Origin of the sequence: Minwuia sp. IMCC3009 (assembly GCF_029909415.1) — a bacterium.
In the GTDB taxonomy this organism is placed as follows: Bacteria; Pseudomonadota; Alphaproteobacteria; order Minwuiales; family Minwuiaceae; genus Minwuia.
In genome coordinates this window covers 1562678-1588539 of record NZ_CP123781.1, presented here as the reverse complement: position 1 = coordinate 1588539, position 25862 = coordinate 1562678, and the positions used below count along the sequence as shown (strand labels likewise).

The window sequence follows — 25862 nt, the reverse complement described above, 5'->3', positions numbered from 1 at the left end:
CATGTCCAGACCCCTGCTCGAACTCACCAACGTCTCCACCCATTTCCATTCACCTGCCGGTCGCGTGCGGGCCGTTGACGGGGTTTCCGTCTCGCTGGAGGCCGGACAGACACTTGGCCTGGTCGGTGAATCCGGGTCCGGCAAGTCCGTGCTGGCACGCACCATCATGGGTCTGCTGCCGTCCTATGCAGAGATCCCGAAGGGCGGTGCCATCACCTTCGATGGCCAGAACCTGCTGACCATGGATCGCAAGGCCCGTCGCGCCATCTCGGGACCGGGCATCGGCATGATCTTCCAGGACCCCATGACCAGCCTCAATCCGGTGATGAAGATCGGCCAGCAGGTCTATGAGGGGATGCGCCATCATTTCGGCACCAGCAAGGCCACGGGCCGCCAGCGCGCCATCGAGCTGCTGACAGAAGTCGGTATCCCGCAGCCTGATGTCCGCGTCGACCAGTATCCGCACCAGCTTTCCGGCGGGATGCGACAGCGCGTGGCCATCGCCATCGCGCTTGCCTGCGAGCCGAAGCTGCTGATCGCCGATGAACCCACGACGGCGCTGGATGTGACCGTCCAGTCAGGGATCCTCGACCTGCTGCAGCGCGAACAGCGGGACCGCGGCATGACCCTGATCCTGATCACCCATGATCTCGGCGTCGTTGCCGGGCGCTGCGACAAGGTGGCGGTGATGTATGCCGGTGGCATCGTCGAGACCGGCAGCACCCGCAGCCTGTTCGCCCGCACCCGGATGCGCTACACGCAGGCCCTGCTGGATTCCATTCCGCGCCTCGATCGCCCGCCACATGAGCGGCTGAAGTCGATCGGTGGCCGTCCACCGAACCTCATCACACCGCCACCGGGGTGCCGCTTCGCCCCCCGCTGTGCCTTCGCCGATGCGCAGTGCGAAGCCGCGATGCCCCCGATGCAGGCTGACGAGGCCGACCCGGCACACAGCTTCGCCTGCTGGCATCCGCGCGATCCCGAGCAGGTGACGGAGGAGGTGGCATGAGCGACGTGCTGCTGGATGTCCGTGACCTGGTCGTCGAGTTTCCGACGCGCAAGGGCCTGGTGCAGGCCGTCAGTGGTGTGACCTTCGAACTGCGGCGCGGGGAAACGCTGGCGCTGGTTGGCGAATCCGGCTGCGGCAAGTCGACGACGGCGCGGGCGGTGATGCAGTTGCCACGCCCGACCAGCGGCCAGATCGTGCTGGACGGTGACGATCTGGTTGCCGCCGGAAAGCGGGACCTGCGGCGGATGAGACGCCGGTTCCAGATGATCTTCCAGAACCCGATTGCCTCCCTCAACCCGCGCAAGCGCATCAGCGAGATCATCGAGAAGCCGCTGAAGATCGCGGGGCTGCTGGATGCAGAGAAACGCAGGCAGGCGGTCGAGGAACTGCTGGAGACTGTCGGACTCGACCCGGCGGTGGCCATGGACAAGCGACCGCACGAGTTCTCCGGCGGCCAGTGCCAGCGCATCTCCATTGCGCGGGCGCTGATCCTGGAACCGGACCTGCTGATCTGTGATGAACCGGTCTCGGCACTCGATGTTTCCATCCAGGCTCAGATCCTGAACCTGCTGGAGGACATGAAGCAGCGCTATGACCTGACCATGCTGTTCATCAGTCATGACCTCGCCGTGGTCCGCAATGTGGCGGACCGGGTGGCGGTGATGTACCTGGGCCGCTTCTGCGAGGTCGGCAGTTCGGAGATGCTTTTCGACAGTCCGGCGCATCCCTATACCCGCGCCCTGCTCAGCGCCATTCCGGTGCCCGATCCCACCGTGACGCCAAAGCCGATCGAGATGATCCAGGGCGACCTGCCCTCCCCCATCTCACCACCCAGCGGCTGCCGCTTCCGCACCCGCTGCCCCGTTGCCAGCGAACGCTGCGCGGCGGAGGTGCCGGCGATGCGTGAGCTGCCGGACGGGCGCGCGATCGCCTGCCACCATCCGCTGATCGGTGCCTGACGGGCGGCCTTTCCCGATCGGAAACAGTCTTGTGAAGCATCCTGCCATTGCCTCGCCGAAACGGAACGTCATATGGGCGGAACAGGCAGGAGGACCCGATGACCGAACCGCAGAACCCCAGCACCATCCACGGCTATCACGCCCACATCTACTACCGGAACGATGCGGAGCGCGCGGAGGCGGCCGTACTGCGCCGTCAGATCATGACCACTTTCGAGGTCGTGCCGGGCCGCTGGCGCGATCAGCCGGTCGGACCACATCCGCTGCCCATGTACCAGATGGCATTTGCCACTGATGTCTTCCCGACGATGGTGCCCTGGCTGATGCTCAACCGGCGGGGCCTGACCATCCTGGTACATCCGGAAACCGGCGATGATCTGGCCGACCACGACATTCACCCGCTCTGGCTGGGCGAACGCCTGCCGCTGGACATTGCATTCCTGCGCGGCTTTGCCGGACGACCCGGGCGGGCCTGATGCTGCGGCGCTGCCGCCTCAGTACATCCGTCCGCCGTTCGGAATCTGCCGCTCTGGGCCGATCAGGATGACGTTGCCGTCAGCGTCGGGAAACCCGAGCGTCAGACATTCGCTCATGAACTTGCCGATCTGCTTCGGCGGGAAATTGACCACCCCCGCAACCTGCCGGCCCATCAGTTCCTCCCGCGTGTAATTGGTGATCTGGGCCGAGGTCTTGCGGGTCCCGATCTCCTCACCAAAGTCGATCCAGAGTTTCCAGGCCGGGCGTCGCGCCTCGGGGAACGCCTGCACGTCGATGATGGTTCCGACACGAATGTCGACACGCTGGAATTCGTCATAGGTCAGGTCGGTCATGCTCTCGGCTTCCCTGTATCGCGCGGTATCAGGCCTGGCCCGCGTGGGCGCGGGCAGTGCGGGCATGGATCTCCCGCAGCACGGCCAGTTCGGTCGGCTCCGGCACCGGTGTCTCCGTGACACTGTCGGCAAAGCGGATATCCCAGCCGGTCGCGGCCGTGATCTGATCGCGTGTCACGCCCGGATGGATGGTGGTGACGATCAGTTCCCTGGTCTCGGGATCCGGTGCCATCTGGCAGAGATCGCTGATCAGGCGCGTCGGCCCCAGGGTCCTGGCCCCGGCCTCCGCCCGGCTGTTGCCCCCGTTGCCGTGACCGAGCGAGGTGATGAAATCCAGCTTCTCCACGAAGGCACGCGGTGACTGGCGCAGCAGGATGAAGGTCTCCCGCGCGCTGGTCGCGATCTCCGGCGCGCCACCCGCCCCCGGCAGGCGGGTCTTCGGCTTCAGATAGGTGCCGCCGATGACCGTGGTGTTGATGTTGCCGAAGCGGTCCACCTGCGCCGCCCCCAGGAATCCGACATCGATGCGTCCGCCCTGCAGCCAGTAGCGGAACATCTCCGGCACCGAGACATTGGTCAGCGCCGTCTCCGCCAGTTCACCGTCGCCAATGGAGAGCGGCAGCACGTCGGGCCGCGTCTCCAGCGTGCCGGATTCATAGATCAGCACAACGTCCGGCGCATGGGTCTGGCGCGCCAGATTGGCGGCCGCGCTGGGCTGGCCGATACCGACGAAGCAGACCTGACCATTCTGCAATGCCCGGGATGCTGCGACGGTCATCATCTCGTCGGCGGTGTAGCCCCTGTCGCTCATTGCACACCCTCCCCCGCCTTGCGCTGCATGACATGGCTGTCCATCCAGGCGCGGAACGTCTCCCGGTCGCGCGCGATGGGATCCCAGGCCTTGTAGAAGCTGTTGTCACGCGGGTAGTAGCCATGGGCGTAGCTGGGAAAGGCGCCGTCGGGCACGGCTGCGATGGCGCTGATCGTCCACGACGGCAGGATCACCGCGTTGGGACCACCGCCCAGATCGTCAACGATCTCCTCCACCGTCACGATGGAGCGGCTGGCGGCCAGCACCGCCTCCTTCTGCACGCCGATGATGCCTTCCAGCAGCACGTTGCCGCGCCGGTCCGCCTTCTGCGTATGGATCACGGCCACATCGGGGCGCATGGCCGGAATGGCGGCCAGCTTCTCCCCGGTGAACGGGCATTCGACCGACCGGATGCGGTCGTTCACCTTCGGCAGGTCGTTGCCGATATAGCCCCGGAACACCGCACAGGGCAGTCCGGCAGCCCCGGCCTCATAGGCATTGGCCATGGCACCGTGGCTGTGCTCCTCGATCTCCAGGGGCAGCGGCCAGTCGCGTTCGATCGCATCACGCATCCGGTGCAGGGATCCGACACCGGGATTGCCACCCCAGGAGAACACCAGCTTCCGCGCGCAGCCCATGCCGATCATCTGGTCGAAGATGATGTCCGGCGTCATGCGGATCAGCGTCAGGTCCTTGCGGCCCTGGCGGATGATCTCATGGCCGGCGGCATAGGGGATCAGGTGCGTGAAGCCTTCCAGCGACAGGCTGTCGCCGTCCCGGACATTCTCCGCCACTGCCTCTTCCAGGCTGGTGATCACTGCGCGCGGCATGGATGCTCCCCTGTCTCAGAAACCGATGTGGCTGCCACCGTCGATGCTCAGGTGCTGACCGGTGATGTAGCTCGCCCCGGATGACAGCAGGAAGCACACCGGCACGGACACTTCCTCCGGCTTGGAGAAGCGCTCCAGCGGGATCTGGCCCAGATAGCGGTCGCGGAACTTCTCGCCCCGGATGGTCTCCGTCATCGGTGTCTCGACCAGGCCGAAGCAGACCGAATTGACGTTGATGTCGTGGCGGCCCCATTCCCGCGCCGCACTCATGCTGAGGCCCAGCACACCGGATTTCGCCGCACCATAGTTGATCTGGCCGATGGTGCCGCGACGCCCGGCGATGGAGGAGACATTGACGATCCGCCCCGGTGCCGTGTCGCCATCCTTGCGGCGTTCGATGATGTGACGGCCAACGGCCTGCAGGCACAGGAAGACGCCGGTCAGGTTGACGTCGATGACCTGCTGCCAGGTCTGGAACGGCATCTTGTCGATCATCGCCGCCCGGACGATTCCGGCGTTGTTGACCAGCCCGTGCAGTGCCCCGGCCTCGCGCACGATGTCATTCACCATCTTCTCGACCGTACCCGGATCATCGACGGAACCGACATGCTGCAGCGTGTCGTCCCGCCCGACCAGTTCCGCGGTCTCGGCCAGCCCGTCGCCATTGACGTCATTGATCGCGACACGCGCGCCCAGCGACGCCGCCTGACAGGCCACGGCCCGCCCGATTCCCTGTCCCGCACCGGTCACCAGCACGGTCATCCCGTCCAATGTCATTGGATTGGTCATTGTCATCCTCCCCAGGTTCATATCCTCACCGCCCTCATTCAGGCAATGCGGCGACGGGGGGTCAATCAGTTATTGATGGTGTCCGGCAGATCGGGAAGCTCGAAAACCTGTCCGGGATAGATCAGGTTCGGGTCGCGGATGCGGTCGCGATTTGCCTCGTAGATCGTGGTGTAGCTGATGCCGCGTCCGTATGTGCGCCGCGCAATGCGCCAGAGTGAATTGCCGGGCTGCACGATCACCTGGTCCGCCGTGACCTCCACGGAGGCGGGTGCAACGCGCGCGAAGGGCAGCTCGATCCGGGCCAGCACCACCCCGGAACTGTCCACATGATCGACGCGCAGCACATGCAGGCCGGGCGCGATCTCCGTCTCCGGCATGATACGCCACTGCCCCTGCGCATCCGCGCGGGCGCGACCGGCATAGACACCATCGACATACGCACGCAGTTCGGCGTCCGGCGCGCCATTGCCGGACATTTCAAGGTTGCCCTTGTCATCATAGTCGACCTTGCCGAGGTTCAGCCCCTGCGGCATCGCGATGCGATCCGCGCGATCCGGTTCCTGCAGGATACGGGTGCCGGTGCGATTCTTCGGCGTCAGCAGCGCAATCGCCTTCTTGTCGTCGGACAGGTCAGCGCAGTCCGGCACGACCAGCACGACACTCTCAGGCGATTCCGCCCGGCCCGCCGTTGTCTCGGCGGTCAGTGTCAGTTCCACACCACCGGGTTTGAAAGGTTCTGACACCACATGGGCCCAGGAACCATCGTTTTCCGCGCGCAGGGTGGCGATGATTTCCCCGTTGGCGGCAATGCGCACGATGGCCTGCGACGGTGCCCGTCCGGCCATCACCGCCGTGCAGTCAACATCGCTGATCCGCACCACATCGAAGCTTGGCGGTGCAACGGCGCGCTTCGGAATGACAGGAACACCCTTCGTGTTGGTCTCCGGTTCCCGCTTCGGAGCAACCGGCTGCAACGGCTTCGTCGGCTCTTCCGTGACGGCGGCAACAGCCTGGTCCTTCGCCACGTCCAGCTTCTGTTCGACCTTGCGCTCCAGCTTCTCGCGCACGGCATCAGCTTCGGGAACGACCGGGCCGGATACGACGCTCTCGCTTGCAGTTGCCGCCTTTTCAGCAGTCTTGCGCTCATCCGGGTCCGGGCGCGTCGCAGAAGTGGTTACGGTACTGGCAGGCTCCGATGTTCCGGCTTCAGGCGCCGCAGTCGGAGCCGGAGCCGGAGCCGGAGCCGGAGCCTCTGACGCCGATTCAGTCCTTGGCTCGCCGGATTCAGGAACGGCAGGGCTCTCGGCCGGTGCAGTGATGCTCTCGGGCGCACCTGACTTTTTCGCCACAGGCGCGCCTGTGACAGCGGTCGCCACAGGCTTCTTGGCCTCTTCGGGCGTGTCGCTGCCGCCAAGGATGAGGAACCCTGCCGCAGCGAGTGCGGCAACGGCGATCAACAGAAGCAGGATACGGTTCAACGCGACAACGCCCGGGCAATTGTGTCAATTCGGTGATACGTAGTCCGAACCACCCGAAACCGCAACGATTCCCTGCTTTTGTGGCCAGTCAGCAACGTCGTGACGTCAGTCCGGCAGATGGGCGGTCATTGTCGCCCCCGCGAAGCCGTGAACCTTGTCACCGGCCCTCACGGTCACTTCGCGCACTCCCGGCGGAATCTCGATGTCGTGGTAGCGCGTGAAAGGCTGCTCGTTTTCGTGCGGATGATGCAGCACGCGCGTGCCAAGAACCGTCCCGTCCGGGGCCAGCACCTGCCATTGGTCGGCATAGTGTTCCCATCCGGTATCAGCATGACGGACGGTGACACGGAATCGGTATATGTTCGGACCCGACTTCTTCATGTGCAGCACGGTCACGCCGACGACATCGGCACCACCGGCCTGGACGGATACAGGCAAGACAAGCGCCAGTGACAGCATCGCAACCGACAGCAGGCTTCTGAACATGGCAAGAATCTCCACTCTGTGCGTCTATTGCGGCTCCTCCGACCGGGCGCGCCCGGCGTTCCTCGACGCGGCAGAACGGCTCGGCGCCATCCTGGCCAGCAACGGCATGGGCCTGATCTACGGTGGCGGACGCCTGGGGCTGATGGGGCGTGTCGCAGACGGCGTGCTTGCCGGTCAGGGCCGCGTCACCGGAATCATCCCCGAACACCTGCACCGTGTCGAGGTCCGGCACGAGGGTGTCACGGAATTGTTGGTGGTGAGGAGCATGCACGAGCGCAAGGCGGAGATGTTCCGCCGCGCCGATGCCTTCTGCGTGCTGCCCGGCGGCATCGGCACGCTGGATGAGGTCATCGAGATCCTGACCTGGCGACAGCTTGGCCTGCATGACGACCCCATCGTGATCGTCAATCAGGAGGGCTACTTCGATCCGTTCCGCACGATGCTGGAGCATGTGGTAGCGGAGAATTTCGCCGGTCCGGACACGCTGGATTTCCTGACCTGGGTGAATACGGTCGATGACGTGCTTCCCGCGATTGCCGCCCTGCCGGAACCGCAGTTGCCACAGCGTCCCGAGAAGGTTTGACTTGCCTGTCGGCCTTAGCCTTTTGACCACCTTTGACCCGGTGTTATAACGCGCGGGAAATCAAGGCACACGTGGTGGCGCGCTGCCAGTCAGGAAGGGGTCGGGATGAGCAAGATCAAGGTAACGAAACCGGTTGTCGAGCTTGATGGGGACGAGATGACCCGGATCATCTGGGACTTCATCAAGCAGAAGCTGATTCTGCCCTATCTGGACATCGACCTGCACTATTACGACCTGAGCGTCGAGGAGCGGGATCGCACGGACGACCAGGTCACTGTCGATTCCGCCAACGCCATTGCCAAGTACGGTGTCGGCGTGAAGTGCGCGACCATCACCCCCGACGAGGATCGCGTCGAGGAATTCAAGCTGAAGAAGATGTGGCGCAGCCCGAACGGCACCATCCGCAACATCCTGGGCGGCACCATCTTCCGGGAGCCGATTATCTGCCAGAACGTGCCGCGCCTGGTGCCCGGCTGGACCGACCCTATCGTCATCGGCCGTCATGCCTTTGGCGACCAGTACCGCGCCACCGATTTCCTGGTTCCCGGCAAGGGCAAGATGACCCTGAAATGGGAAGGCGAGGACGGTCAGGTGATCGAGCGGGAGATCTTTGACTTCCCGAGCAGCGGCGTCGCCATGTCCATGTACAACCTGGACGATTCCATTCGCGACTTTGCGCGTTCCAGCATGAACTTCGGTCTGGATCGTGGCTGGCCCGTCTACATGTCCACCAAGAACACGATCCTGAAAGCCTATGACGGGCGCTTCAAGGACCTGTTCGAGGAGGTCTACCAGAACGAGTTCAAGGCGGCCTTCGACAAGAAGGGCATCACCTACGAGCACCGCCTGATCGACGATATGGTCGCCTGCGCCATGAAGTGGTCGGGCAAGTACGTCTGGGCCTGCAAGAACTACGATGGCGACGTGCAGTCCGACACCGTGGCACAGGGCTTCGGCTCGCTGGGTCTGATGACCTCCGTGCTGATGACGCCGGACGGAAAGACGGTCGAGGCGGAGGCCGCCCACGGCACCGTCACCCGCCATTACCGCATGCACCAGCAGGGCAAGGAGACCTCGACCAACCCGATCGCGTCGATCTTCGCCTGGACCCGTGGACTGTCCTACCGCGCCAAGATGGACGAGAACGTGGCCCTGGGCGAATTTGCGGAGACGCTGGAGAAGGTCTGCATTTCCACCGTCGAGGCGGGCCAGATGACCAAGGACCTGGCCATCCTGGTCGGCCCCGACCAGCCCTGGATGACCACCAACCAGTTCCTGGACGCGCTGGACCAGAACCTGCAGCAGGCACGGGGCTGACCCGACGCCGAGCGAAGGGGACTGCTTCCCCGTTGCAGAAAACGTCATGAGAGAAGCCCCGGATGTCGTTCCGGGGCTTTTTTCGTATGCGGCTGCGGGGCTATCGTCGGTGGGCATGCATGCGAAGGGGATTCCGGCGTGATCATCGACTGTCCGGTCTGCGGGCCACGGCATCTGGCCGAGTTCAGCTATGGCGGCGAAGCCAGCCGTACCCTGGTCGCTATGGAGAATACCGACCGAGAAGACTGGTCGACCTATGTCTTCGCGCGTCAGAACCCCCGGGGACCGCATGAGGAACACTGGCAGCATTCGGGCGGCTGCCGGTCCTGGCTGCAGGTGCGGCGGGACGTGACCACGCACCGGATCGAGGCCGTGCGCCTGATCGGCCCCTTCGCGGGCGAGACAGGATCGTGAGCGGGATGCGCCTGCCGGACGGCGGCAACAGCATCGACCGGGGGCAGCCGCTGCGCTTCAGCTTCGATGGTCGGCCAATGTCGGGCTTTGCCGGCGACAGCATTGCCTCTGCCCTGCTGGCGAACGGGGTTTCCGTCGTCGGGCGCAGTTTCAAGCTGCATCGCCCGCGCGGAATCTTCGCTGCCGGTACGGATGAACCGAACGCCCTGATGACCCTGCGCGAAGGGGGGCGGCGGGAACCGAACGTGAAGGCGACGGAGGCGGAACTGTTCGACGGCCTGGTCGTGCAGAGCCAGAACCGCTGGCCCGGCCTGGGGTTCGATCTGATGGCCGCGACTGGCCTGGCCGCGCCGGTTCTTTCCGCCGGGTTCTACTACAAGACCTTCATCGGCCCGTCCCAGAAGGCCTGGATGCTGTATGAGCATTTCATCCGGCGCGCCGCCGGGCTGGGTGCGGCATCACTGGAACCCGACCCGGACAGCTATGAGCATGCCTGGGCCTTCACGGATGTGCTGGTGGTTGGCAGCGGTCCTGCAGGCCTGTCCAGCGCCCTGACCCTGGCCCGCAGCGGCGTCCGTGTCCTGCTGCTGGAGCAGGAGGCGGTGATCGGCGGTCATCTGTTGCAGGAACCGGGCACCATCGACGGCAAGCCCGCCGCCCGTTGGGCCGCCGACGCCCGCGCCGAGCTGGAGAGCCTTGGCGCGACAGTCATGCCGCGCACCACGGCCTGGGGCTACTACGACGGCAATGTCATCGCGGCGCTGGAGCGGGTCAGCGATCACCTGCCCACTCCCCTGCCCCATCAGCCGCGCCAGCGACAGTGGAACATCCGCGCAGGCAAGGTCGTGCTGGCCACCGGCGCGTTCGAGCGTCCCATCGCCTTCGCGGGCAACGACCTGCCCGGCGTCATGCTCGCCGGAGCCGCCGAGCGCTATCTTGCCCGCCACGCCGTGGTTCCCGGACAGAAGGTGGCCCTGTTCGCCAGCAATGACCTGGCCTATGGCGCTGCCTTTGCCCTGCATGATGCAGGCATCGCAATCGCTGCGCTGGTCGATCCGCGCGAGACACCGGGCGAGACGGTACTGCAGGGTCTCAGGGCGCGCGGGCTTGAGGTACGGACCGGTCAGGCCATTGTCGCGGCAAAGGGCCGACAGCGGGTCCGCAGCATTCATGTGGCTCCCTTCGACATCGCGCGGGGCGCACTGGTGGGTGGTGAGGACCTGGCGGTCGATACGGTTCTGGTGTCCGGCGGATTCAATCCGGTGATCCATCTGGCCTCACAGGCCGGTGGTCCGGCGCAGTTCGACCGTGCCCTGCAATCCTTCGTGGCCGGCGCGCCGCGGGAGGACTGGCTGGCGACAGGTGCCGTGACCGGTCAACTGACCCTCGCCGGGGCGCTGGGCGACGGCGCCCGGACAGGGGCGGAGATCGCGACCGGACTTGGCCACCGGACCATCGCCAGCGCCGTGCCCACGGTTGCCGATGACCGGGGTCCCGGTGACATGCCCGCGATCTTCGAGATCCGCGACAGGCAGAGGAAGCACGGCAAGGCTTTTGTGGATTTCCAGCATGATGTGACCGTTGACGATATCCGCCTCGCCAACCGCGAAGGATACCGCTCCGTCGAGCATCTGAAACGCTACACCACGCTGGGCATGGGTACCGACCAGGGCAAGTCGTCCAACATCATCGGTCTGGCGCTGATGGCGGATGCGCGCGGAATCTCCATCCCCGACGCAGGCACCACCCGCTATCGCCCCCCCTTCACGCCCGTCAGCATCGGTGCGCTCGCGGGGCCGGAGGTCGGGGCGGAACTGCGCCCGAAGCGGCTGACACCGATGCACGACTGGCACGTCGCCCATGGTGCGGAGATGATGCAGGCGGGTCTGTGGTTTCGCCCGCGCTTCTACCCCGATGGCAATGAACCGCTGGAGGCCGGCTACGTCCGCGAAACCGCCATGGTGCGCGGTGGCGTCGGCATGGTCGATGTCTCGACACTGGGCAAGATCGACGTGCAGGGACCGGATGCGACGGTCTTTCTGGAACGTGTCTATGCCAATGGCTTCGCCAAGCTGCCAGTGGGGCGGGCCCGCTACGGTCTCATGCTGCGCGAGGACGGTTTCCTGTTCGACGACGGCACCACCTGGCGCCTGTCGGAGACGCGCTATCTGATCACGACCACCACCGCCAATGGCGGGCCGGTGATGCAGCATCTGGAATTCCTGCTGGCCGCGCACTGGCCGGGCCTGCGGGTCAAGCTGACGTCCGTCACCGAGCAATGGGCGGGGATGGCCATCGCCGGGCCGAAGTCCCGCGACGTGCTGCGCCGGGCCATCGCCGACATTGATTTCGATGATGCCGCCTTCCCCTTCATGGGCGTGCGCCCCGGCACGCTGAACGGGGTGGAGGTGCTGCTGGCGCGGCTCAGTTTCTCCGGCGAGATGGCCTATGAGGTCTATTGCGGCAGCCACGCCGGTACCGCCGTATGGCAAGCCCTGATGCAGGCCGGACAGCCGGAGGGGATCATTCCCTATGGCATGGAGGCGCTGGGCGCGCTGCGCATCGAGAAGGGACATGTGGCCGGACGGGAACTGGACGGGCGCACCACCGCCGCCGATGTCGGACTGGGACGCATGGTCTCTGCCCGCAAGAACTTCATCGGCAGCACGCTGGCCGCGCGGGAATACCTGCATGGCGAGGATCGGGAGCAACTGGTCGGCCTGTCGTCCGTCAGCGGCACGAAGATCTCCCCCAGCAGTCACCTCATCGAACCCGATGACGCCGGGAGCGGTGAAACCGGTCCAAGCCTGGGCCATGTCACGGCCATGACCTACAGCCCGGAACTCGGCACCTATGTCGCCCTGGCCCTGCTGCAGGGCGGCATGAAACATCTGGGCAAGCGGCTGACCGCGACGGATCCGGTGCGCGGCAAGTCGGTGGAGGTGGAGGTCACCGATCCCTGCTTCATCGACCCGGAAGGGAGCCGGATGCATGGCTGAGAGCATGATCGCCTGGCCCCTGGATGGTCACCTGCCTGCCGGTCGTCACGGCGCGGGCAGCGGTGAAGCCCCCCTCAGCCTGATGGAACTGCGGCCCGGCAGCATCGTCGAGGTCGGCTGCTGGCCCGACACGCTGAACCGGATGCGGATCGTCCTGCCTCAGCTCTCTCGCAATGCGACACTGATGGACCTGGCACCGGGCCGCTGGTGGCTGGTGTCGCCGGGGGCCGGGCTGGCACAGGAGCTGGAACGCGGTATCGACCCTGGACTTGGTGCGGTGGTGGATCTGTCGGACGCTCGCGCGGTCCTGCAGGTCTCCGGCCCGGCCACCCTGGAACTGATGAGCCGACTGGTACCCCTCGACTTCGGCGCGGACCGGCTTTCGCCAGGTTGCACGGCAGAGACCGTTGTCGGCCATATGGGCGTCACCCTGCACCGGACGGCCCCGGATTGCATCGAGATGTACGTGTTTCGCGGCTTCGCGCGGTCGTTCGTTCACAGCGTCCGACAGGCGGCGGCAGCGTTCGGGTATCGGGTCGGATAGATCTCCACCTTCTGCACGCCCGCAATGGACCGCTCGATACGAGACAGCGGCGTATCGTGCCGATAGACTGCGTCCGATTTCAGATCGGGAGGAAACTAGATGAAACTTTACAATTCGATCGGACCGAACCCGCGCATGGTCCGCATCTTCATGCATGAGCTTGGCACCGAGATGCCGATGGAGGACGTGGATATCCGCGGTGGCGTCAACCGCCAGCCGGAGTTCCTGAAGAAGAACGCGGCCGGCCAGTGCCCGGTGCTGGAACTGGATGACGGCACCTGCATCTGCGAGATCACGGCGATCTGCGAATATCTGGCGGACAAGGCAGGCGGATCCAGCCTGATCGGCATGACGCCGGAGGAGCGCGCGGAAACCCGCATGTGGACCCGGCGTGTGGACCTGAACGTCTGCGAAAATCTCGGCAACGGCTTCCGCTATGCGGAGGGGCTGAAGATGTTCGAGAGCCGGTTCCGCTGTATCCCGGAGGCTGCCGACGGCCTGAAGGCGCTGGCGCAGGACAAGCTGACCTGGATCGACGGGGAGCTGGAGGGCAAGCAGTTCCTCTGCGGTGACCGGATCAGCATGGCTGACATCCTGATGTTCGCCTTCGTCGAGTTCGCCGCCATGGTCGGGCAGAAGCTCAATCCCGACAACAAGAACGTCATAGCCTGGTTCGAGCGGATGAAGGCACGGCCGTCCGCCGCTGCCTGATCAAGGCGCAGCATTACATCAGGAAGGTTCCTTATCTTCCTGATCCGAAAATAGATTTCCGGGCAATTCGGGAATGTGTTTCAGGCGATCGAGAACGGCGGCGGTCAGCGAATCAGGCGTGCCGTCGCCGCTCACGCCATCCAGATAGGCGCGCACGTCCTTCTCCAGAATCCCGATGGTATTGCCGGGATCATGGGTTTCGGCGGACCAGTCGATCTGATCCAGATTGTTGCCGAACCAGGTGCCGCCCGAACTGCTGCGCATGACCGACAGCAGCCGGGCCGGGGCCAGCCCCAGTGCCTCCGCCTGCGCCAGCACCGTGCGCACGGCTGTCACCGAATTCGCGGCAACGAAGTTGTTCAGCACCTTGGCCGCCATCCCCGCGCCATAGGAACCGAGGTGATGCACTTCCTCCCCCATCGCCCGGAACATGGGCATCAGTGGCGTGATCTCACGCTCCGGACCACCGAGCATGAATGTCAGCGTGCCCTGCCGTGCCCTGAAGGGGGCACCGGACATGGGCGCATCAATGAGCGCGATTTCGGGGTGCACCACGTCCCGCAACGATGTGACGAAGCGCGGTGACAGGGTCGAGGAGACGATGAAGGTCCGGACGTTGTGCCCCTGCCCCGGCGGTTGGTGCAGGCCCAGCCCGTCAATGACATCGCGGGTCTGCTGGCTGTCGCGCACGACCGAGATGACGGTCTCCGCCTGGCGGCCCAGGTCGCTGATCGCGACCGTCATGTGGCCGGCGAATTTCGCGAATTCGGTGAGCGGGCGGACATCATGACCAATGGCCGCAAAGCCTGCGCGCAACAGCGCCTCGGCCATCGGCTGTCCCATGGCACCACAGCCAACCACACCGATCACGCCATCACCCGCCCACCGGGGTGGCACCCAGTAGCAGGGCGGGATCCAGGCGCTGGTCGAACCAGTTGACGCGCCAGTCGAGATGCGGACCTGTCGAGCGTCCCGTGGAACCGATTGCGCCGATCACCTGTGCGGCGAAGACCTTGTCGCCCACAGCCACGTCGATGCGCTCCAGATGCGAGAAGACGCTGACGATGCCATGTCCGTGGTCGAGCATGATGGTACCGCCGGTGTAGTAGAGATCGTCTTCCGCCATCCGCACGATACCGTCCCGCGCCGCAATGACCGACGTGCCGCGTGGTGCCGCTATGTCGATGCCGTAATGCGGTCGCCGGGGCTTGCCGTTCAGGATGCGCTGACTGCCGTAGATGCCGGTCACCGTGCCGACGGCAGGCCAGAGCCACTTCTCGTCGAACCAGGTCTGCGGGCTGTCGATGCTGCGTATCCGCGCGATCTCCGCATTCTCCCGCCGGATGCGTTTCAGCACATCCGCCGGCGGCGTCACCATCTTCGGCGGCAGGCCATTGATCCGCTGCGTCTCATAGGTGCGCTGGCGGATCTGCAGCATGGTCACATTTGCCTGCCCATCCTCGCCCACGGTGCGCAACATGGCCTGCGGCGGATGATCCCGACCGAATCCGATCACGAAGACACCCGTGGCGGAAACCCGGACCGACCGGTCATCCAGAAAGACCTTCGTCCCCGGCAGGGTGCGCCCGACAACCATGCCGCCCTTTACCAGCTCGCCGTTCAGGATCTGTGCCCGCGCGGGCAGGATCGCGACGACGGCGAACAGCAAGACAAGCAGCCACCGCATCAGAAGAGGTCTCCCTGTTTCGGTTTCACGTCCGACGCCGCACCGCTCGACCGCCGCGCGGGCCGCTGAGTGCTCCCGCTGCTACCGCCACTCCCCGCAATGACTGACAGCCGTCCGTCACCGAACTCGATCTCCAGCGCGTCTCCACCCTTGGCAGCACCAGCGGAGACCATGGCGGCCCCATCCTTGCGGACGACTGCGAACCCCCGTGCGAGGGTCGCGCGGTAGGAAAAGCTCTCCAGCAGGCGCGCGGCGTTGGCCAGCCTGCGCTGACGGTCCTGCAGTCCCCGCGCCATGTCCCGGGCCATTGCCCGTTCGGCGCGCTCCAGCCGCTGCCGACCGTCCCGGATCGGCTGCTGCAGGATGCCGGGCCGCAGACCACCCGCAGCACCGGCCAGCCGCTGGTGTCCATGACCGGCATTGATGCGCAGGGCACGCCCCAGAGCGTCGGCCAGATCATCCAGGCGCTGCTGATGCTGCTGCAGCATCCGGCGCGGGTCCACCAGACCACGCGCCAGCCCCTGCAGGCTGTTCCGCCGCTCCCCCTGCACCCGTTTCAGCGCCGTGAAGCCGCGCCGCATCAGGTCTCCGATCTGCAGCGCCAGGTCGGAACGTACCGGAACCGCCCGCTCCGCCGCCGCCGTCGGCGTCGGCGCGCGGTGGTCGGAGGCATGGTCGATCAGGGTCGTATCGGTTTCATGCCCGACGGCGGAAATCAGCGGAATGTCGCTGTCTGCGGCTGCGCGGACCACCACCTCCTCGTTGAAGGCCCAGAGATCCTCGATCGAGCCGCCACCCCGCGCGACGATCAGCAGGTCAGGCCGCGCCGCCCCCTGCATCGCATTGAAACCCCTGATCGCGGCGGCAACCTCCTCGGCGGCGCCTTCCCCCTGCACCCGGACCGGCCAGATGGTGACGGGGCGCGGGAAACGGTCGGAGAGGCGATGCAGGATATCGCGGATCACCGCCCCCGTCGGGCTGGTGACGATGCCGATGTGGCGCGGCAGGAACGGCAGCGCCCGCTTGCGTTCCTGTGCGAACAGCCCCTCCGCCATCAGCTGGCGGCGGCGCTGCTCCAGCAGGGCCATCAGCGCGCCCTCCCCCGCCGGTTCCATCCTGTCGACGACGATCTGGTACTTGGAGCGTGCGGGGTAGCTGGTCACGCGGCCCGTGCAGACGACTTCCAGCCCGTCCTCCGGCCGGAAACCGAGGCGCGCCGCAGTCCCCTTCCAGACAATGCCGTCGATCAGGGCCTTCTCATCCTTCAGGCCGAAATACATGTGGCCCGAGGCCGCCTGCTTGAAGCCGGAGAGTTCCCCGCGCACGGAGACCCGCCCGAACCGATCCTCCAGCGTGCGTTTCAGTTCCCCCGAGAGGGCGCTGACCGTATAGGCGGGAACGTTCGAACCGGCGGCGCTTTCTTCGGTCAACAGATACTCCCGCTACTTTATGACCAGCTCCGGCCCCATGAAGTACGTCGGCAGGAAGGTGGAGATCGCCGGAATGTAGGTGATCATGATCAGGAAGATCACCAGAATGCCCAGCCATGGCAAGGCCGCCCTTACCACATCCATCATCGGCATACCTGCCACGCCCGATGTGACGAACAGATTCAGGCCAACGGGTGGCGTGATCATGCCGATTTCCATGTTGACCACCATGATGATGCCCAGATGGATCGGATCGATGCCGAGATTGATGGCGATGGGGAAGACCAGCGGCGCCACGATCACGATCAGGCCCGACGGCTCCATGAACTGCCCGCCGATCAGCAGGATCAGATTGACGATCACCAGGAACAGGACCGGGCCGAAGCCGGCGTCCAGCATGGCCCCGGCAATCGACTGCGGAATCTGCTCCTCCGTCAGCACATGCTTCAGGATCAGCGCGTTGGCGATGATGAACATCAGCATCACCGACAGCTTGCCCGCATCCAGCAGCGTCCGGCGCGTATCCTCATGCCAGAGCACGGCCACCGTGTCCCATAGCCGCCGACCCAGGCCGAGCTTCCGGCCCGGCTGTGCGAACGGCCCCATGTCGCGATAGACGAAGTTGGCAATGATGAAGGCGTAGACGGCAGCGACCGCCGCAGCCTCCGTCGGTGTGAAGATGCCGCCATAGATGCCGCCCAGGATGACGACGATCAGGAACAGGCCCCAGCCCGCGTCGCGCGCGGATGCCAGGATCTCACCGAATCCGGCCCAGGGCTGGGCAGGCAGGTTCTTGACCCGCGCCGCGACATAGATGCCGATCATCAGCATCAGCCCGGCCAGAAGGCCCGGAATCACACCCGCCAGGAACATGCGCCCGACCGAGACATCGACGGAGGCGGCATAGACCACCATGACGATGGATGGCGGGATCAGGATGCCCAGCGTGCCCGCGTTGCAGATCACACCGGCGGCGAATTCCTTGGTGTACCCGACCTCCCGCATCCCGGCGATGATGATGGTGCCGATGGCAACCACGGTGGCGGGGGAAGAGCCACTGAGTGCCGCGAACAGCATGCAGGCAAAGACGCCCGCGATGGCCAGCCCGCCACGCAGATGCCCGACACAGGCCACCGCGAAGCGGATGATGCGCCGTGCCACGCCGCCCGTGGACATGAAGGACGAGGCCAGGATGAAGAAGGGGATCGCCAGCAGCGTGTAGTGACCGTCGAAGGCGGAAAACAGCGTCTGCGCGATGGAGGCCAGCGAAGCGTCCGAATAGACCAGCAGAAACAGCACGCTCGAAAGGCCAAGCGAAATGGCAATGGGCACGCCGATCAGCATCAGCGCGATGACGACGACGAAAAGCAACAGTGCGGACATGGTGGTCAGCCCCCGGTTCTGGATGCGCCGGTTTCATCCAGCGTCTGTGCAGCGGCTTTCACATCGTCCTCCGCCTCATGACTGACGATGATCAGGTCCTGTTGTCCGCGGTACACCTTCCAGCCCGCCTGCAGGAAGCGCAGCACCAGCAGCGCCATCGACAGCGGCAGGATGAAATAGGGCACGAACCGCGGCAGCTTCTCATAGAGCTCACCCTCGTTCCGCCAGTCGGCCAGGAACTGCAGGAAGCCTGGCATCGGAATGTCGTTCACTTCCATGAAGGACGCGGTACCGGCGAACTTCCACCAGTAGTTCCAGCCACCGATCAGGATCAGGACGGAGAAGGCGAGACAGGCCACGACGGCCAGCAGGGTCAGGATCCGGCGCAGGGGTGGCGCGAACAGGTTCACCACCGTGTCGACCCCCAGATGGGCGGTGATCTTGACGCAATAGGATGCGCCCAGCAGCACCATCCAGGCGAACAGATAGACCGTCGCCTCCAGCGCCCAGAGAATGTTGTCGTTGAATACGTAACGCGCGACGACATTGGCAAAGGTAATGAGCGTCATCAGGCCGAGGAACAGCGCGATCAGGTTTTCCTCGAGCTTGTCGAACCAGGTGGATGAGCGCGGCTGCATCAGACCGTCCTCCAGTACCCGTATGTCGAAGGTACCGGGGTGTCCGGCGCGGCTGGCGCACCGGACACCCCGATCCAGGGATCGTCAGATCAACTGCCTGCGCCCCGCGCGGCGGCGATCAGGTCTTCACCCACGTCACCCTTGAACTGGTCCCAGACCGGGCTCATGGCCTTGACCCAGGCCGCACGCTGTTCACTGGTCAGGGTCCGGACCGGGCTGCCGGCCTGCATGATCAGCTTCTTGTTCTCCTCGTTGATGGCGGTGGACTCCGCGTTGCGGGCCTCCGTCACCTCGGCCAGGATCGTGGCGAGCTGGTCGCGCACATCACCCGGCAGGCCGTCCCACCACTCCGTGGAAGTCACGACCAGATAGTCGATGATGCCATGGTTGGATTCGGTGACACCGTCCTGAACCTCGAAGAACTTCTGGCCATAGATGTTGGACCAGGTGTTCTCCTGCCCGTCGATGACGCCGGTCTGCAGCGCGCCGTAGACTTCCTTGAAGGACATCTTCTGCGGGTTGGCGCCCAGCGCCTCGAACTGCGCCTGCAGCACGTCGGAAGCCTGGATGCGGAACTTCAGTCCCTTGGCGTCCGACGGATCGACCAGGGGCTTGTTGGCCGAAAGCTGCTTCATGCCGTTGTGCCAGAAGGCCAGGCCCAGCAGGCCACGGCGGCGCATGGAATTCTTCAGCGCCTGACCGGCATCAGAAGCCTGGAAGGCATCGACGGCGGCCACGTCCTTGAACATGAACGGCAGGTCGAAGATGCGGAACTTCTTGGTGAACTTCTCGAACTTCGACAGCGAGGGCGCGGCCATCTGCACGTCACCGAGCAGCATCGACTCCAGCACCTTGTCGTCATCATAGAGCTGGGAGTTCGGGAAGACCTCCATGCAGGCCTTGCCGTTCATCTCCTCGTTCACCCGCTTCTCCAGCAGCGAAGCGGCGATACCCTTCGGATGCTTGTCGGTATTGGTGACGTGGCTGAACTTGATGACGATCTCGCCCGGCTGGCAGGCATCGGATGCCTGTGCCGCACCGGCGGAAAGGGCCAGCGCACCAAGCGCGCAGGCAGTTACGAACAGCTTCTTCATTTCAGATTTTCCTCCATCTGCATGAGCGTCCGCTTTTTTGGCAGCGGATCGCGGTAGGACCGTCTCCCCATCCGCAGCAATCTAGCGGCGTTCCATATGCTACGCCAGCCGCAGAAGGTGTTGATTTCCCCCTCTGCATTGGTTACACCCTCGCCGCGACCGCGGTCCCTTCGTCTAGTGGTTAGGACGCGAGATTTTCATTCTCGAAACAGGGGTTCGATTCCCCTAGGGACTGCCAGTCACCTCCCCCCGCAAATTCCAGTGCATTCGCGCGGTGGATTATCTGCGCCAGCGAGACCACACTCCGGAACACCATATCTGGAGCAAGGGGAGCGACATGGCCGAGAGACTGGGACTGGATGAAGCGCGCATCATCGTGGACACGATGCTGGCCGAGGGAAAGAAGCGGGGGCTGAACTTTGCCGGTGCGGTGACGGATGCCGGGGGCGACCTGATCCATCTGTCGCGCATGGACGATGCGTCGGCGCTGAATGCGCGCATGAGCTTCCACAAGGCCTATACGGCAGTGAAGTGGAAGCGGAATACCCGCGTCATCCAGGACAATCTGTTCGCGATGAGCCTTGGTGACGACCGTCGGGAAATAAGCTGGTTCTGCGACCCGATGTACACGCCGGTCTGGGGCGGCATCCTGCTGAAATCCTCCGCCGGTGCCATCCTCGGTGCGCTCGGCCAGAGTGGCGGCACCAAGGAACAGGATGAGGAGATCGGCCAGATCGCGGCAAAGGTCTTCGCGGAGATGTAAATCCCGGCAGGGCGGGTTCAGCCCTGCCCCAACCATGCCCTGAGTTCCGTCTTCAGCACCTTGCCGTAGTTGTTCTTTGGCAGGGCATCGACGAAGACATAGTCCTTCGGGCGCTTGAATCGGGCGATGTTGTCGAGGCAGAGCCGGTCCAGGGTGGCCTCGTCCGCGGTTTCCGCGCCGTCGCGCACCACGAAGGCCACCACTTCCTCGCCCCAGTCGGCATGGGGCCGGCCCACGACGGAGACCTCGGCCACGCCGGGGTGGCGCAGCAGCACCTCCTCGATCTCGCGGGGATAGATGTTGGTACCGCCGGAGATGATCATGTCCTTGGACCGGTCCTTCAGGGTCAGGAACCCGTCCCGGTCGAAGGCCCCGACGTCGCCGGTATGCAGCCAGCCGTTGCGCAGGGTCTCCGCGCTGGCCTCCGGGTTCTGCCAGTAGCCCTTCATGACCACACGGCCCCGGGCGATGATCTCCCCCGTCTCCCCGACCGGCAGTTCATTGTCGTCTTCATCCACAACCCGCACTTCCACATCCGTGCGCGCGGTCCCGGCGGAGCCAAGGCGTTCCATGTAGCGCGGATGGTCGCGCATGGCGTGCAGGTCGCGGGACAGGCCGGTGATGGTCATCGGCGCCTCCCCCTGCCCGTAGATCTGCACGAACTTGTCGCCCAGCATCTCCATGGCCTGCAGCAGGTCGGCGACATACATCGGGCCACCGCCGTACCAGACGGTCTTCAGGTTCGTGGTGTCGGTGTCGCCGGTGCGCGGATCGTTGATCAGGCGGTGGACCATCGTTGGCGCCAGGAACTGCCCGGTTCCCGGCCAGTCACGGATCAGCCGCAGGTTCTCCGCCGGGTCGAAGCCGCCCGATTCGGGGATCACATGCACCCCGCCGCGTACCGTATGCGGCAGGCCGTAGAGGCCGGAGCCATGGCTGAGGGGTGCACTGTGGATGATGGCGTCACCGGGGCTGACCGTGTCCACATCGACGAAGAAGTTCATCGTCTGCATCAGCAGGTTCAGATGCGTGATCATCGCGCCCTTGGGTCGCCCGGTGGTGCCGGAGGTATAGAACAGCCAGGCGAGGTCATCGTCGGGAACACTGACTGGTCGGGCGATACCCTCCCCGGAAAGCAGACGTTCGTACTCCGTCGATCCGGCCATCAGGACCGTCGGCGACGGCTGCAGACCGGTCACCGCCTCCACCATCACCTGATCCAGATCAGCGCTGGACAGGATCAGCCGTGCACCTGAATTTTCAAGGATATAGGCCAGTTCCTTCGGATGCAGCTTTGCATTGACCGGGACCGCCGCAAGCCCTGCCCACCAGATGCCGTAGAGGCATTCGTGATAGTGGGTGCTGTTCTTCTGCACGATGGCGACCGTATCGCCCCGTACGAGCCCGAGCCGGCCTGTCAGCCCTTCCGCCAGACGTGCGGCGCGGTCGGCCAGGCGGGCATAGTCGTGTGTGACATGGGTGCCGAGGGCGACCGCTGGCAGGTCGCCATGCACCCTGGCGGTGCGCCAGAGATGTTCTGCCTGATTCACCAATGTCCCTCCCCGAACATCCAGATCAGTATCGATACCCCGACCGGCAAACGGGTCCCGAAGGCGGCGTCAGCCGTCCGTCCGCTTGTCGAAGTGCGCATAGTAGCGGCTGCCGACCTGATCCATCGCAACGGTGACGAAGACATCGATCGTACCGAACTGGTCATCGACCACCGCGCCGTCCCCGATCACGCCGCCGAGGCGCAGGTAGGCCTTGATCAGCGGCGGCATCGCCTTCCAGACGCGCCGCGCATCGATCTCGTCCTTCGGCACCATCTCCATGTCCACATGGCGTTCCGGCAGGGCCTTCACCGCATGCTCCGGATCGGCGGCATGGAAATGGCGCAGGTAGCTGAGTGATTCCGCGTGCGCCTGCGGGTCCCGGCCGTGGAAACTGGCGCAACCGAACAGCGTCGTAAGCTCATGTTCCGCCAGATAGGCGGCAATGCCCCGCCAGAGCAGCTGGATCGTCGACTTGGAGCGATGCGTGGCGGCCACGCAGGACCGGCCGAGTTCCAGCAACTGCTCGATGGGCTGCGCCATCAGCGGCGTCAGATCGTATTCGTCGGCGGAATAGAAACCGCCATTGTCCTTGGCGACGCTGCCGCGCAGCAGGCGATAGGCACCGACGATCTGTTCCCCGTCATCCATGCCGCGATCCACCACGATCAGGTGATCGCAGATGTCGTCATAGCGGTCCATGTCCAGCCGCAGCCGACGGGCGACCGGCGACGGGCGCGCGCCCATCTCGTCATAGAACACGGTATAGCGCAGGGCCTGCGCCGCCCGGATCGCATCCCGGTCACGGGTGATATAGACCTCAAGATTGCCGGCGGAGCAGAGCGGCCCGTCGGACGGCAGAACCCAGCGCAGACGCGGCACGGAACGGCGCGCGGTCGCGGCTCCGGCACTGGCCATGGCGGTCACGGAAGGCACCGCCTCCTGAACGTCGGCATTCTGACCGCTGACGATCCCGGCCTTCTTCAGCCGCCGCCGCCGCATCAGCTTGTTGGCGGCAAGCTTCGGCAACACGATGACATTGCGGATGACACCGGTCTTGCTGCCTGGCGGTTTCGGCTGCAGGCCACGTCGCTTGCGCCAGGGCAGTTTTCTCATGGCGCTCAATGCCGTCTCCCCGATTTCAGGTGATGCCGAACGCAAACCGTCTGGCATGATCACATTCTCACGCAGAACAGGCCCTATCGAATTCCGCCCCGAAGGTATAGTGCAGTCCGTGAGGGGTCAATTCACGGCGACCATCGCAATTGGAGCACAGGCAGCATGACCGACGCCTTCGTACCCGCGCTGGTGACATTCTTCGTCATCATCGATCCGATCGGACTGGCCCCCATGTTTGCCAGTCTGACAGAGGGCACGGATGCGGCGCACCGGCGGCGCATGGCGCTGCGGTCGGTCATGATTTCGGCCATGATCATCACCGGTTTCGCCTATGGCGGATCGTTCCTGCTGGGCGCGCTCGGCATCACGCTGGAGGCATTTCGGGCTGCCGGCGGCCTGCTGCTTTTCCTGATCGCGCTGGACATGGTGTTCGAGAAACGCACCGAACGGCGGGAGAAGCGCAACGATCAGATCCTGGAACACCGTGACGATTCGCCAACCGACATCTCCGTCTTCCCGCTGGCGATCCCGCTGATGGCCGGTCCCGGGGCAATCGCGACGATCATGCTCTACATGAAGAGCGCGGGCGACGATGTGGTGGCGCAGCTGACGGTCCTCGGTGCGGCGGGTATCAACCTTCTGGTCTGTCTGGTGATCTTCATTGCCGTTGGCCCCTTGATGCGGGTACTGGGCGAAACCGTTGCCCAGACCATCGGGCGCATCCTGGGCGTGATTCTGGCGGCGCTGGCCGTGCAGCTGATCTTCGACGCCATCTCCAACACGTTCGGCGCCTGAACCGGTCGCCACTGAACCGGTATCCACTGAATCCCTGTCAGCCGCCCCGTGCCACGAAGTAGGGGTTCTCGAATTCCGGCTTGCCGTAGATCAGTGGCTGGCCCACAGCGCCCGCCACGTCGCCACCGGCAATGATGGTGACATTACCGCCTGCCCCGGCGAGCACCGCATGCCCGGCGGCGATATCCCACTCCATGGTCCGGCCGAGACGCGGATACATGTCCGCCGCGCCTTCCGCCAGACGGCAGAGTTTCAGCGACGATCCGGCGGAGACCAGTTCCGCAACCCTGAAATCGGCCAGATAGTCGTCGGTCGCGCTGTCGCGATGAGAGCGGCTGGCAACCACGACCAGCCCGGCCTCCGGCGCCGGCCGCACCGTGATCGGCTTCGCCACAGTGGCCCCATCGCGCCGCCAGGCATCGCCCGGCCCCTTCGACCAGAAGGTCTGGCCAAGTGCAGGCAGGTGAACCACGCCGAGTGTCGGCTGGCCGTCCTCGATCAGGGCGATGTTCACCGTGAACTCGCCGTTGCGGTTGATGAATTCCTTCGTGCCGTCCAGCGGATCGACCAGAAAGAAGGTGCCGCCGGAGATGTCGGGGATCGTTCCCGCCGCGACCGATTCCTCGGCCACCACCGGAATGTCCCCCGCCAGCACGGAGAGGCGTTTCAGGATGATCGCCTCCGCCTTCTCGTCGGCATCGGTCACGGGGGAGCGGTCATCCTTCACCCGCGTGGCAATCTCGCCCTCGTAGATCTCGAGAATGGCCTTTCCGGCCTCGATTGAGACGTCGACCAGCATATCGACCAGCGCCTGACGGTCATGAATGGTCATGGTCTCAGCGCCCCCCGGCCACATCGACAAAGGTCCCGGTGACATAGGACGCACTGTCCGACAGCAGCCACAGCACGGCCTCCGCCACTTCCAGCGCGGTTCCGACACGCTGCATCGGCACAGAGGTCCTGAAACGTTCAACCCGGTCCGCATCGCCGGCCGAAGCGTGAATCTCGGTGTCGATCAGTCCTGGCCGGACCGCGTTGACCCGAATGCCTTCGATCGCCAGTTCCTTGGCCAGACCGATGGTGAAGGTATCCATCGCGCCCTTGGACGCCGCGTAATCGACGAATTCGTTCGGACTGCCAAGCCTTGCCGCCGCCGAGGAGACATTGACGATGGCGCCACCCTGCCCCTCATGTTCCGTCGACATGCGCCGCGCAGCTTCCCGGGCGCAGATGAACGACCCGGTGACATTGACGGCCAGGATGCGGTTGATCCGCTCCGCATTCATGGTGGCGACCTTGCCGCTCTCGTCGATGATCCCGGCATTGTTGACCAGCGCGGTGACGGGGCCCAGTTCCTGGTCCACCAGGCGGAACATGGCCTTCACGTCCGCCTCCTCCGCCACATCCGCATGGGCCATGATGGCTTCCCCGCCCGCATCGCGGATGGAATCGACGACCGCCTGCGCGGCCTTCTTGTTTCGGGCGTAATTGACGCACACCTTGTAGCCGCGCGCGGCACCAAGCTTCGCGACTTCGGCACCGATGCCGCGACTGCCGCCGGTAACCACCAGTACGTGGTCCATCTGTTCCCTCCAGACTGCGAGATCCGGGGCGGAGGTAACCACTCGTCACGGTCACCGGTC

The 25862-nt window shown here is 64.9% G+C and carries 27 protein-coding genes and 1 tRNA gene; 12 read left to right on the top strand and 16 right to left on the bottom strand.

From position 1 onward, the window contains the following. Position 1 precedes the first annotated feature (1 nt). The 3 genes from QGV55_RS07525 to QGV55_RS07515 all read left to right on the top strand — a co-directional run bounded on the left by QGV55_RS07525 (position 2) and on the right by QGV55_RS07515 (position 2444). Complete coding sequence (locus QGV55_RS07525; protein WP_281017451.1) at positions 2–1009, top strand: ABC transporter ATP-binding protein; 1008 nt, start codon at positions 2–4, stop codon at positions 1007–1009. Then, complete coding sequence (locus QGV55_RS07520; protein WP_281017452.1) at positions 1006–1968, top strand: oligopeptide/dipeptide ABC transporter ATP-binding protein; 963 nt, start codon at positions 1006–1008, stop codon at positions 1966–1968. The genes QGV55_RS07525 and QGV55_RS07520 overlap by 4 nt, the downstream gene beginning before the upstream one ends. Before the next feature lie 98 nt (positions 1969–2066). Then, the gene (locus QGV55_RS07515) at positions 2067–2444 is read left to right on the top strand and encodes a DOPA 4,5-dioxygenase family protein (protein ID WP_281017453.1); all 378 of its coding nucleotides are present in this window, start codon (positions 2067–2069) and stop codon (positions 2442–2444) included. 18 nt (positions 2445–2462) lie between these two features. Here QGV55_RS07515 and QGV55_RS07510 read toward each other — a convergent pair whose 3' ends face one another. The 6 genes from QGV55_RS07510 to QGV55_RS07485 all read right to left on the bottom strand — a co-directional run bounded on the left by QGV55_RS07510 (position 2463) and on the right by QGV55_RS07485 (position 7192). Continuing rightward, the gene (locus QGV55_RS07510) at positions 2463–2798 is read right to left on the bottom strand and encodes a tRNA-binding protein (RefSeq protein WP_281017454.1); all 336 of its coding nucleotides are present in this window, start codon (positions 2796–2798) and stop codon (positions 2463–2465) included. Positions 2799–2826: 28 nt separating this feature from the next. Next, positions 2827–3609: a CoA-transferase subunit beta gene (locus tag QGV55_RS07505; protein ID WP_281017455.1), complete on the bottom strand. Its 783-nt coding sequence runs from the start codon at positions 3607–3609 to the stop codon at positions 2827–2829. Further along, positions 3606–4439 carry a CoA transferase subunit A gene (locus QGV55_RS07500; protein WP_281017456.1) on the bottom strand — a complete coding sequence of 278 codons (834 nt, stop codon included), beginning with the start codon at positions 4437–4439 and terminating at the stop codon, positions 3606–3608. Before QGV55_RS07500 ends, QGV55_RS07505 begins: the two co-directional genes overlap by 4 nt. A gap of 15 nt (positions 4440–4454) precedes the next feature. Next, on the bottom strand, positions 4455–5228 hold the full coding sequence (locus QGV55_RS07495; protein WP_281017457.1) for an SDR family NAD(P)-dependent oxidoreductase: 774 nt from the start codon (positions 5226–5228) through the stop codon (positions 4455–4457). Between the two features lie 65 nt (positions 5229–5293). Next, entirely contained in the window at positions 5294–6295 is a 1002-nt protein-coding gene (locus QGV55_RS07490) for a LysM peptidoglycan-binding domain-containing protein (RefSeq protein WP_281017458.1), read from the bottom strand. A 516-nt stretch (positions 6296–6811) separates the two neighbouring features. Then, the gene (locus QGV55_RS07485; protein WP_281017459.1) at positions 6812–7192 is read right to left on the bottom strand and encodes a hypothetical protein; all 381 of its coding nucleotides are present in this window, start codon (positions 7190–7192) and stop codon (positions 6812–6814) included. On the opposite strand from QGV55_RS07485, the gene QGV55_RS07480 reads away from it, so the two are divergent. The 6 genes from QGV55_RS07480 (at position 7191) to QGV55_RS07455 (ending at position 13760) form a co-directional block, all read left to right on the top strand. Continuing rightward, positions 7191–7775 carry a TIGR00730 family Rossman fold protein gene (locus tag QGV55_RS07480; protein ID WP_281017460.1) on the top strand — a complete coding sequence of 195 codons (585 nt, stop codon included), beginning with the start codon at positions 7191–7193 and terminating at the stop codon, positions 7773–7775. The two genes, QGV55_RS07485 and QGV55_RS07480, sit on opposite strands and share 2 nt — an antisense overlap. Positions 7776–7880: 105 nt before the next feature. Continuing rightward, positions 7881–9092: an NADP-dependent isocitrate dehydrogenase gene (locus tag QGV55_RS07475; RefSeq protein WP_281017461.1), complete on the top strand. Its 1212-nt coding sequence runs from the start codon at positions 7881–7883 to the stop codon at positions 9090–9092. 138 nt (positions 9093–9230) lie between these two features. After that, a complete protein-coding gene (locus QGV55_RS07470; RefSeq protein WP_281017462.1) occupies positions 9231–9506 on the top strand; it encodes a sarcosine oxidase subunit delta in 276 nt (91 codons plus the stop codon). Between the two features lie 5 nt (positions 9507–9511). Further along, positions 9512–12505, top strand: coding sequence for a sarcosine oxidase subunit alpha family protein (locus QGV55_RS07465; RefSeq protein ID WP_281019879.1), 2994 nt, complete (start codon positions 9512–9514; stop codon positions 12503–12505). Then, positions 12498–13049 carry a sarcosine oxidase subunit gamma family protein gene (locus tag QGV55_RS07460; protein WP_281017463.1) on the top strand — a complete coding sequence of 184 codons (552 nt, stop codon included), beginning with the start codon at positions 12498–12500 and terminating at the stop codon, positions 13047–13049. The genes QGV55_RS07465 and QGV55_RS07460 overlap by 8 nt, the downstream gene beginning before the upstream one ends. A 99-nt stretch (positions 13050–13148) precedes the next feature. Beyond that, positions 13149–13760: a glutathione S-transferase family protein gene (locus QGV55_RS07455; RefSeq protein WP_281017464.1), complete on the top strand. Its 612-nt coding sequence runs from the start codon at positions 13149–13151 to the stop codon at positions 13758–13760. An 18-nt stretch (positions 13761–13778) separates the two neighbouring features. On the opposite strand, the gene QGV55_RS07450 is transcribed toward QGV55_RS07455, so the two are convergent. The 6 genes from QGV55_RS07450 to QGV55_RS07425 form a co-directional block, all read right to left on the bottom strand. Then, positions 13779–14630 (bottom strand): NAD(P)-dependent oxidoreductase, encoded by an 852-nt coding sequence (locus QGV55_RS07450; RefSeq protein ID WP_281017465.1) that lies wholly within the window; start codon positions 14628–14630, stop codon positions 13779–13781. Between the two features lie 4 nt (positions 14631–14634). Continuing rightward, entirely contained in the window at positions 14635–15447 is an 813-nt protein-coding gene (locus QGV55_RS07445) for a M23 family metallopeptidase (RefSeq protein ID WP_281017466.1), read from the bottom strand. After that, entirely contained in the window at positions 15447–16877 is a 1431-nt protein-coding gene (xseA, locus tag QGV55_RS07440) for an exodeoxyribonuclease VII large subunit (protein WP_281017467.1), read from the bottom strand. Before xseA ends, QGV55_RS07445 begins: the two co-directional genes overlap by 1 nt. Positions 16878–16889: 12 nt before the next feature. Next, complete coding sequence (locus tag QGV55_RS07435; protein ID WP_281017468.1) at positions 16890–18260, bottom strand: TRAP transporter large permease subunit; 1371 nt, start codon at positions 18258–18260, stop codon at positions 16890–16892. Positions 18261–18265: 5 nt separating this feature from the next. Further along, positions 18266–18898, bottom strand: coding sequence for a TRAP transporter small permease (locus QGV55_RS07430; RefSeq protein WP_281017469.1), 633 nt, complete (start codon positions 18896–18898; stop codon positions 18266–18268). A gap of 89 nt (positions 18899–18987) precedes the next feature. Continuing rightward, positions 18988–19983 carry a TRAP transporter substrate-binding protein gene (locus tag QGV55_RS07425; RefSeq protein ID WP_348637717.1) on the bottom strand — a complete coding sequence of 332 codons (996 nt, stop codon included), beginning with the start codon at positions 19981–19983 and terminating at the stop codon, positions 18988–18990. A gap of 172 nt (positions 19984–20155) precedes the next feature. On the opposite strand from QGV55_RS07425, the gene QGV55_RS07420 reads away from it, so the two are divergent. Both QGV55_RS07420 and QGV55_RS07415 read left to right on the top strand, forming a co-directional pair. Beyond that, positions 20156–20230, top strand: a tRNA-Glu gene (locus tag QGV55_RS07420). 99 nt (positions 20231–20329) lie between these two features. Further along, complete coding sequence (locus tag QGV55_RS07415; protein ID WP_281017471.1) at positions 20330–20755, top strand: heme-binding protein; 426 nt, start codon at positions 20330–20332, stop codon at positions 20753–20755. A gap of 17 nt (positions 20756–20772) precedes the next feature. Here the strand turns inward: QGV55_RS07415 and QGV55_RS07410 are convergent, their stop codons facing one another. Then, entirely contained in the window at positions 20773–22305 is a 1533-nt protein-coding gene (locus QGV55_RS07410) for a long-chain fatty acid--CoA ligase (RefSeq protein ID WP_281017472.1), read from the bottom strand. 69 nt (positions 22306–22374) lie between these two features. Continuing rightward, entirely contained in the window at positions 22375–23421 is a 1047-nt protein-coding gene (locus tag QGV55_RS07405) for a GNAT family N-acyltransferase (RefSeq protein ID WP_281019880.1), read from the bottom strand. Positions 23422–23586: 165 nt separating this feature from the next. Here QGV55_RS07405 and QGV55_RS07400 point away from each other — a divergent pair, with 165 nt between their 5' ends. Further along, positions 23587–24219: a MarC family protein gene (locus tag QGV55_RS07400; protein WP_281017473.1), complete on the top strand. Its 633-nt coding sequence runs from the start codon at positions 23587–23589 to the stop codon at positions 24217–24219. A gap of 37 nt (positions 24220–24256) precedes the next feature. Here the strand turns inward: QGV55_RS07400 and cysQ are convergent, their stop codons facing one another. Both cysQ and QGV55_RS07390 read right to left on the bottom strand, forming a co-directional pair. After that, the gene (gene cysQ, locus QGV55_RS07395; protein ID WP_281017475.1) at positions 24257–25051 is read right to left on the bottom strand and encodes a 3'(2'),5'-bisphosphate nucleotidase CysQ; all 795 of its coding nucleotides are present in this window, start codon (positions 25049–25051) and stop codon (positions 24257–24259) included. Between the two features lie 4 nt (positions 25052–25055). Beyond that, the gene (locus tag QGV55_RS07390) at positions 25056–25802 is read right to left on the bottom strand and encodes an SDR family oxidoreductase (protein WP_281017477.1); all 747 of its coding nucleotides are present in this window, start codon (positions 25800–25802) and stop codon (positions 25056–25058) included. Positions 25803–25862: the final 60 nt, after the last annotated feature.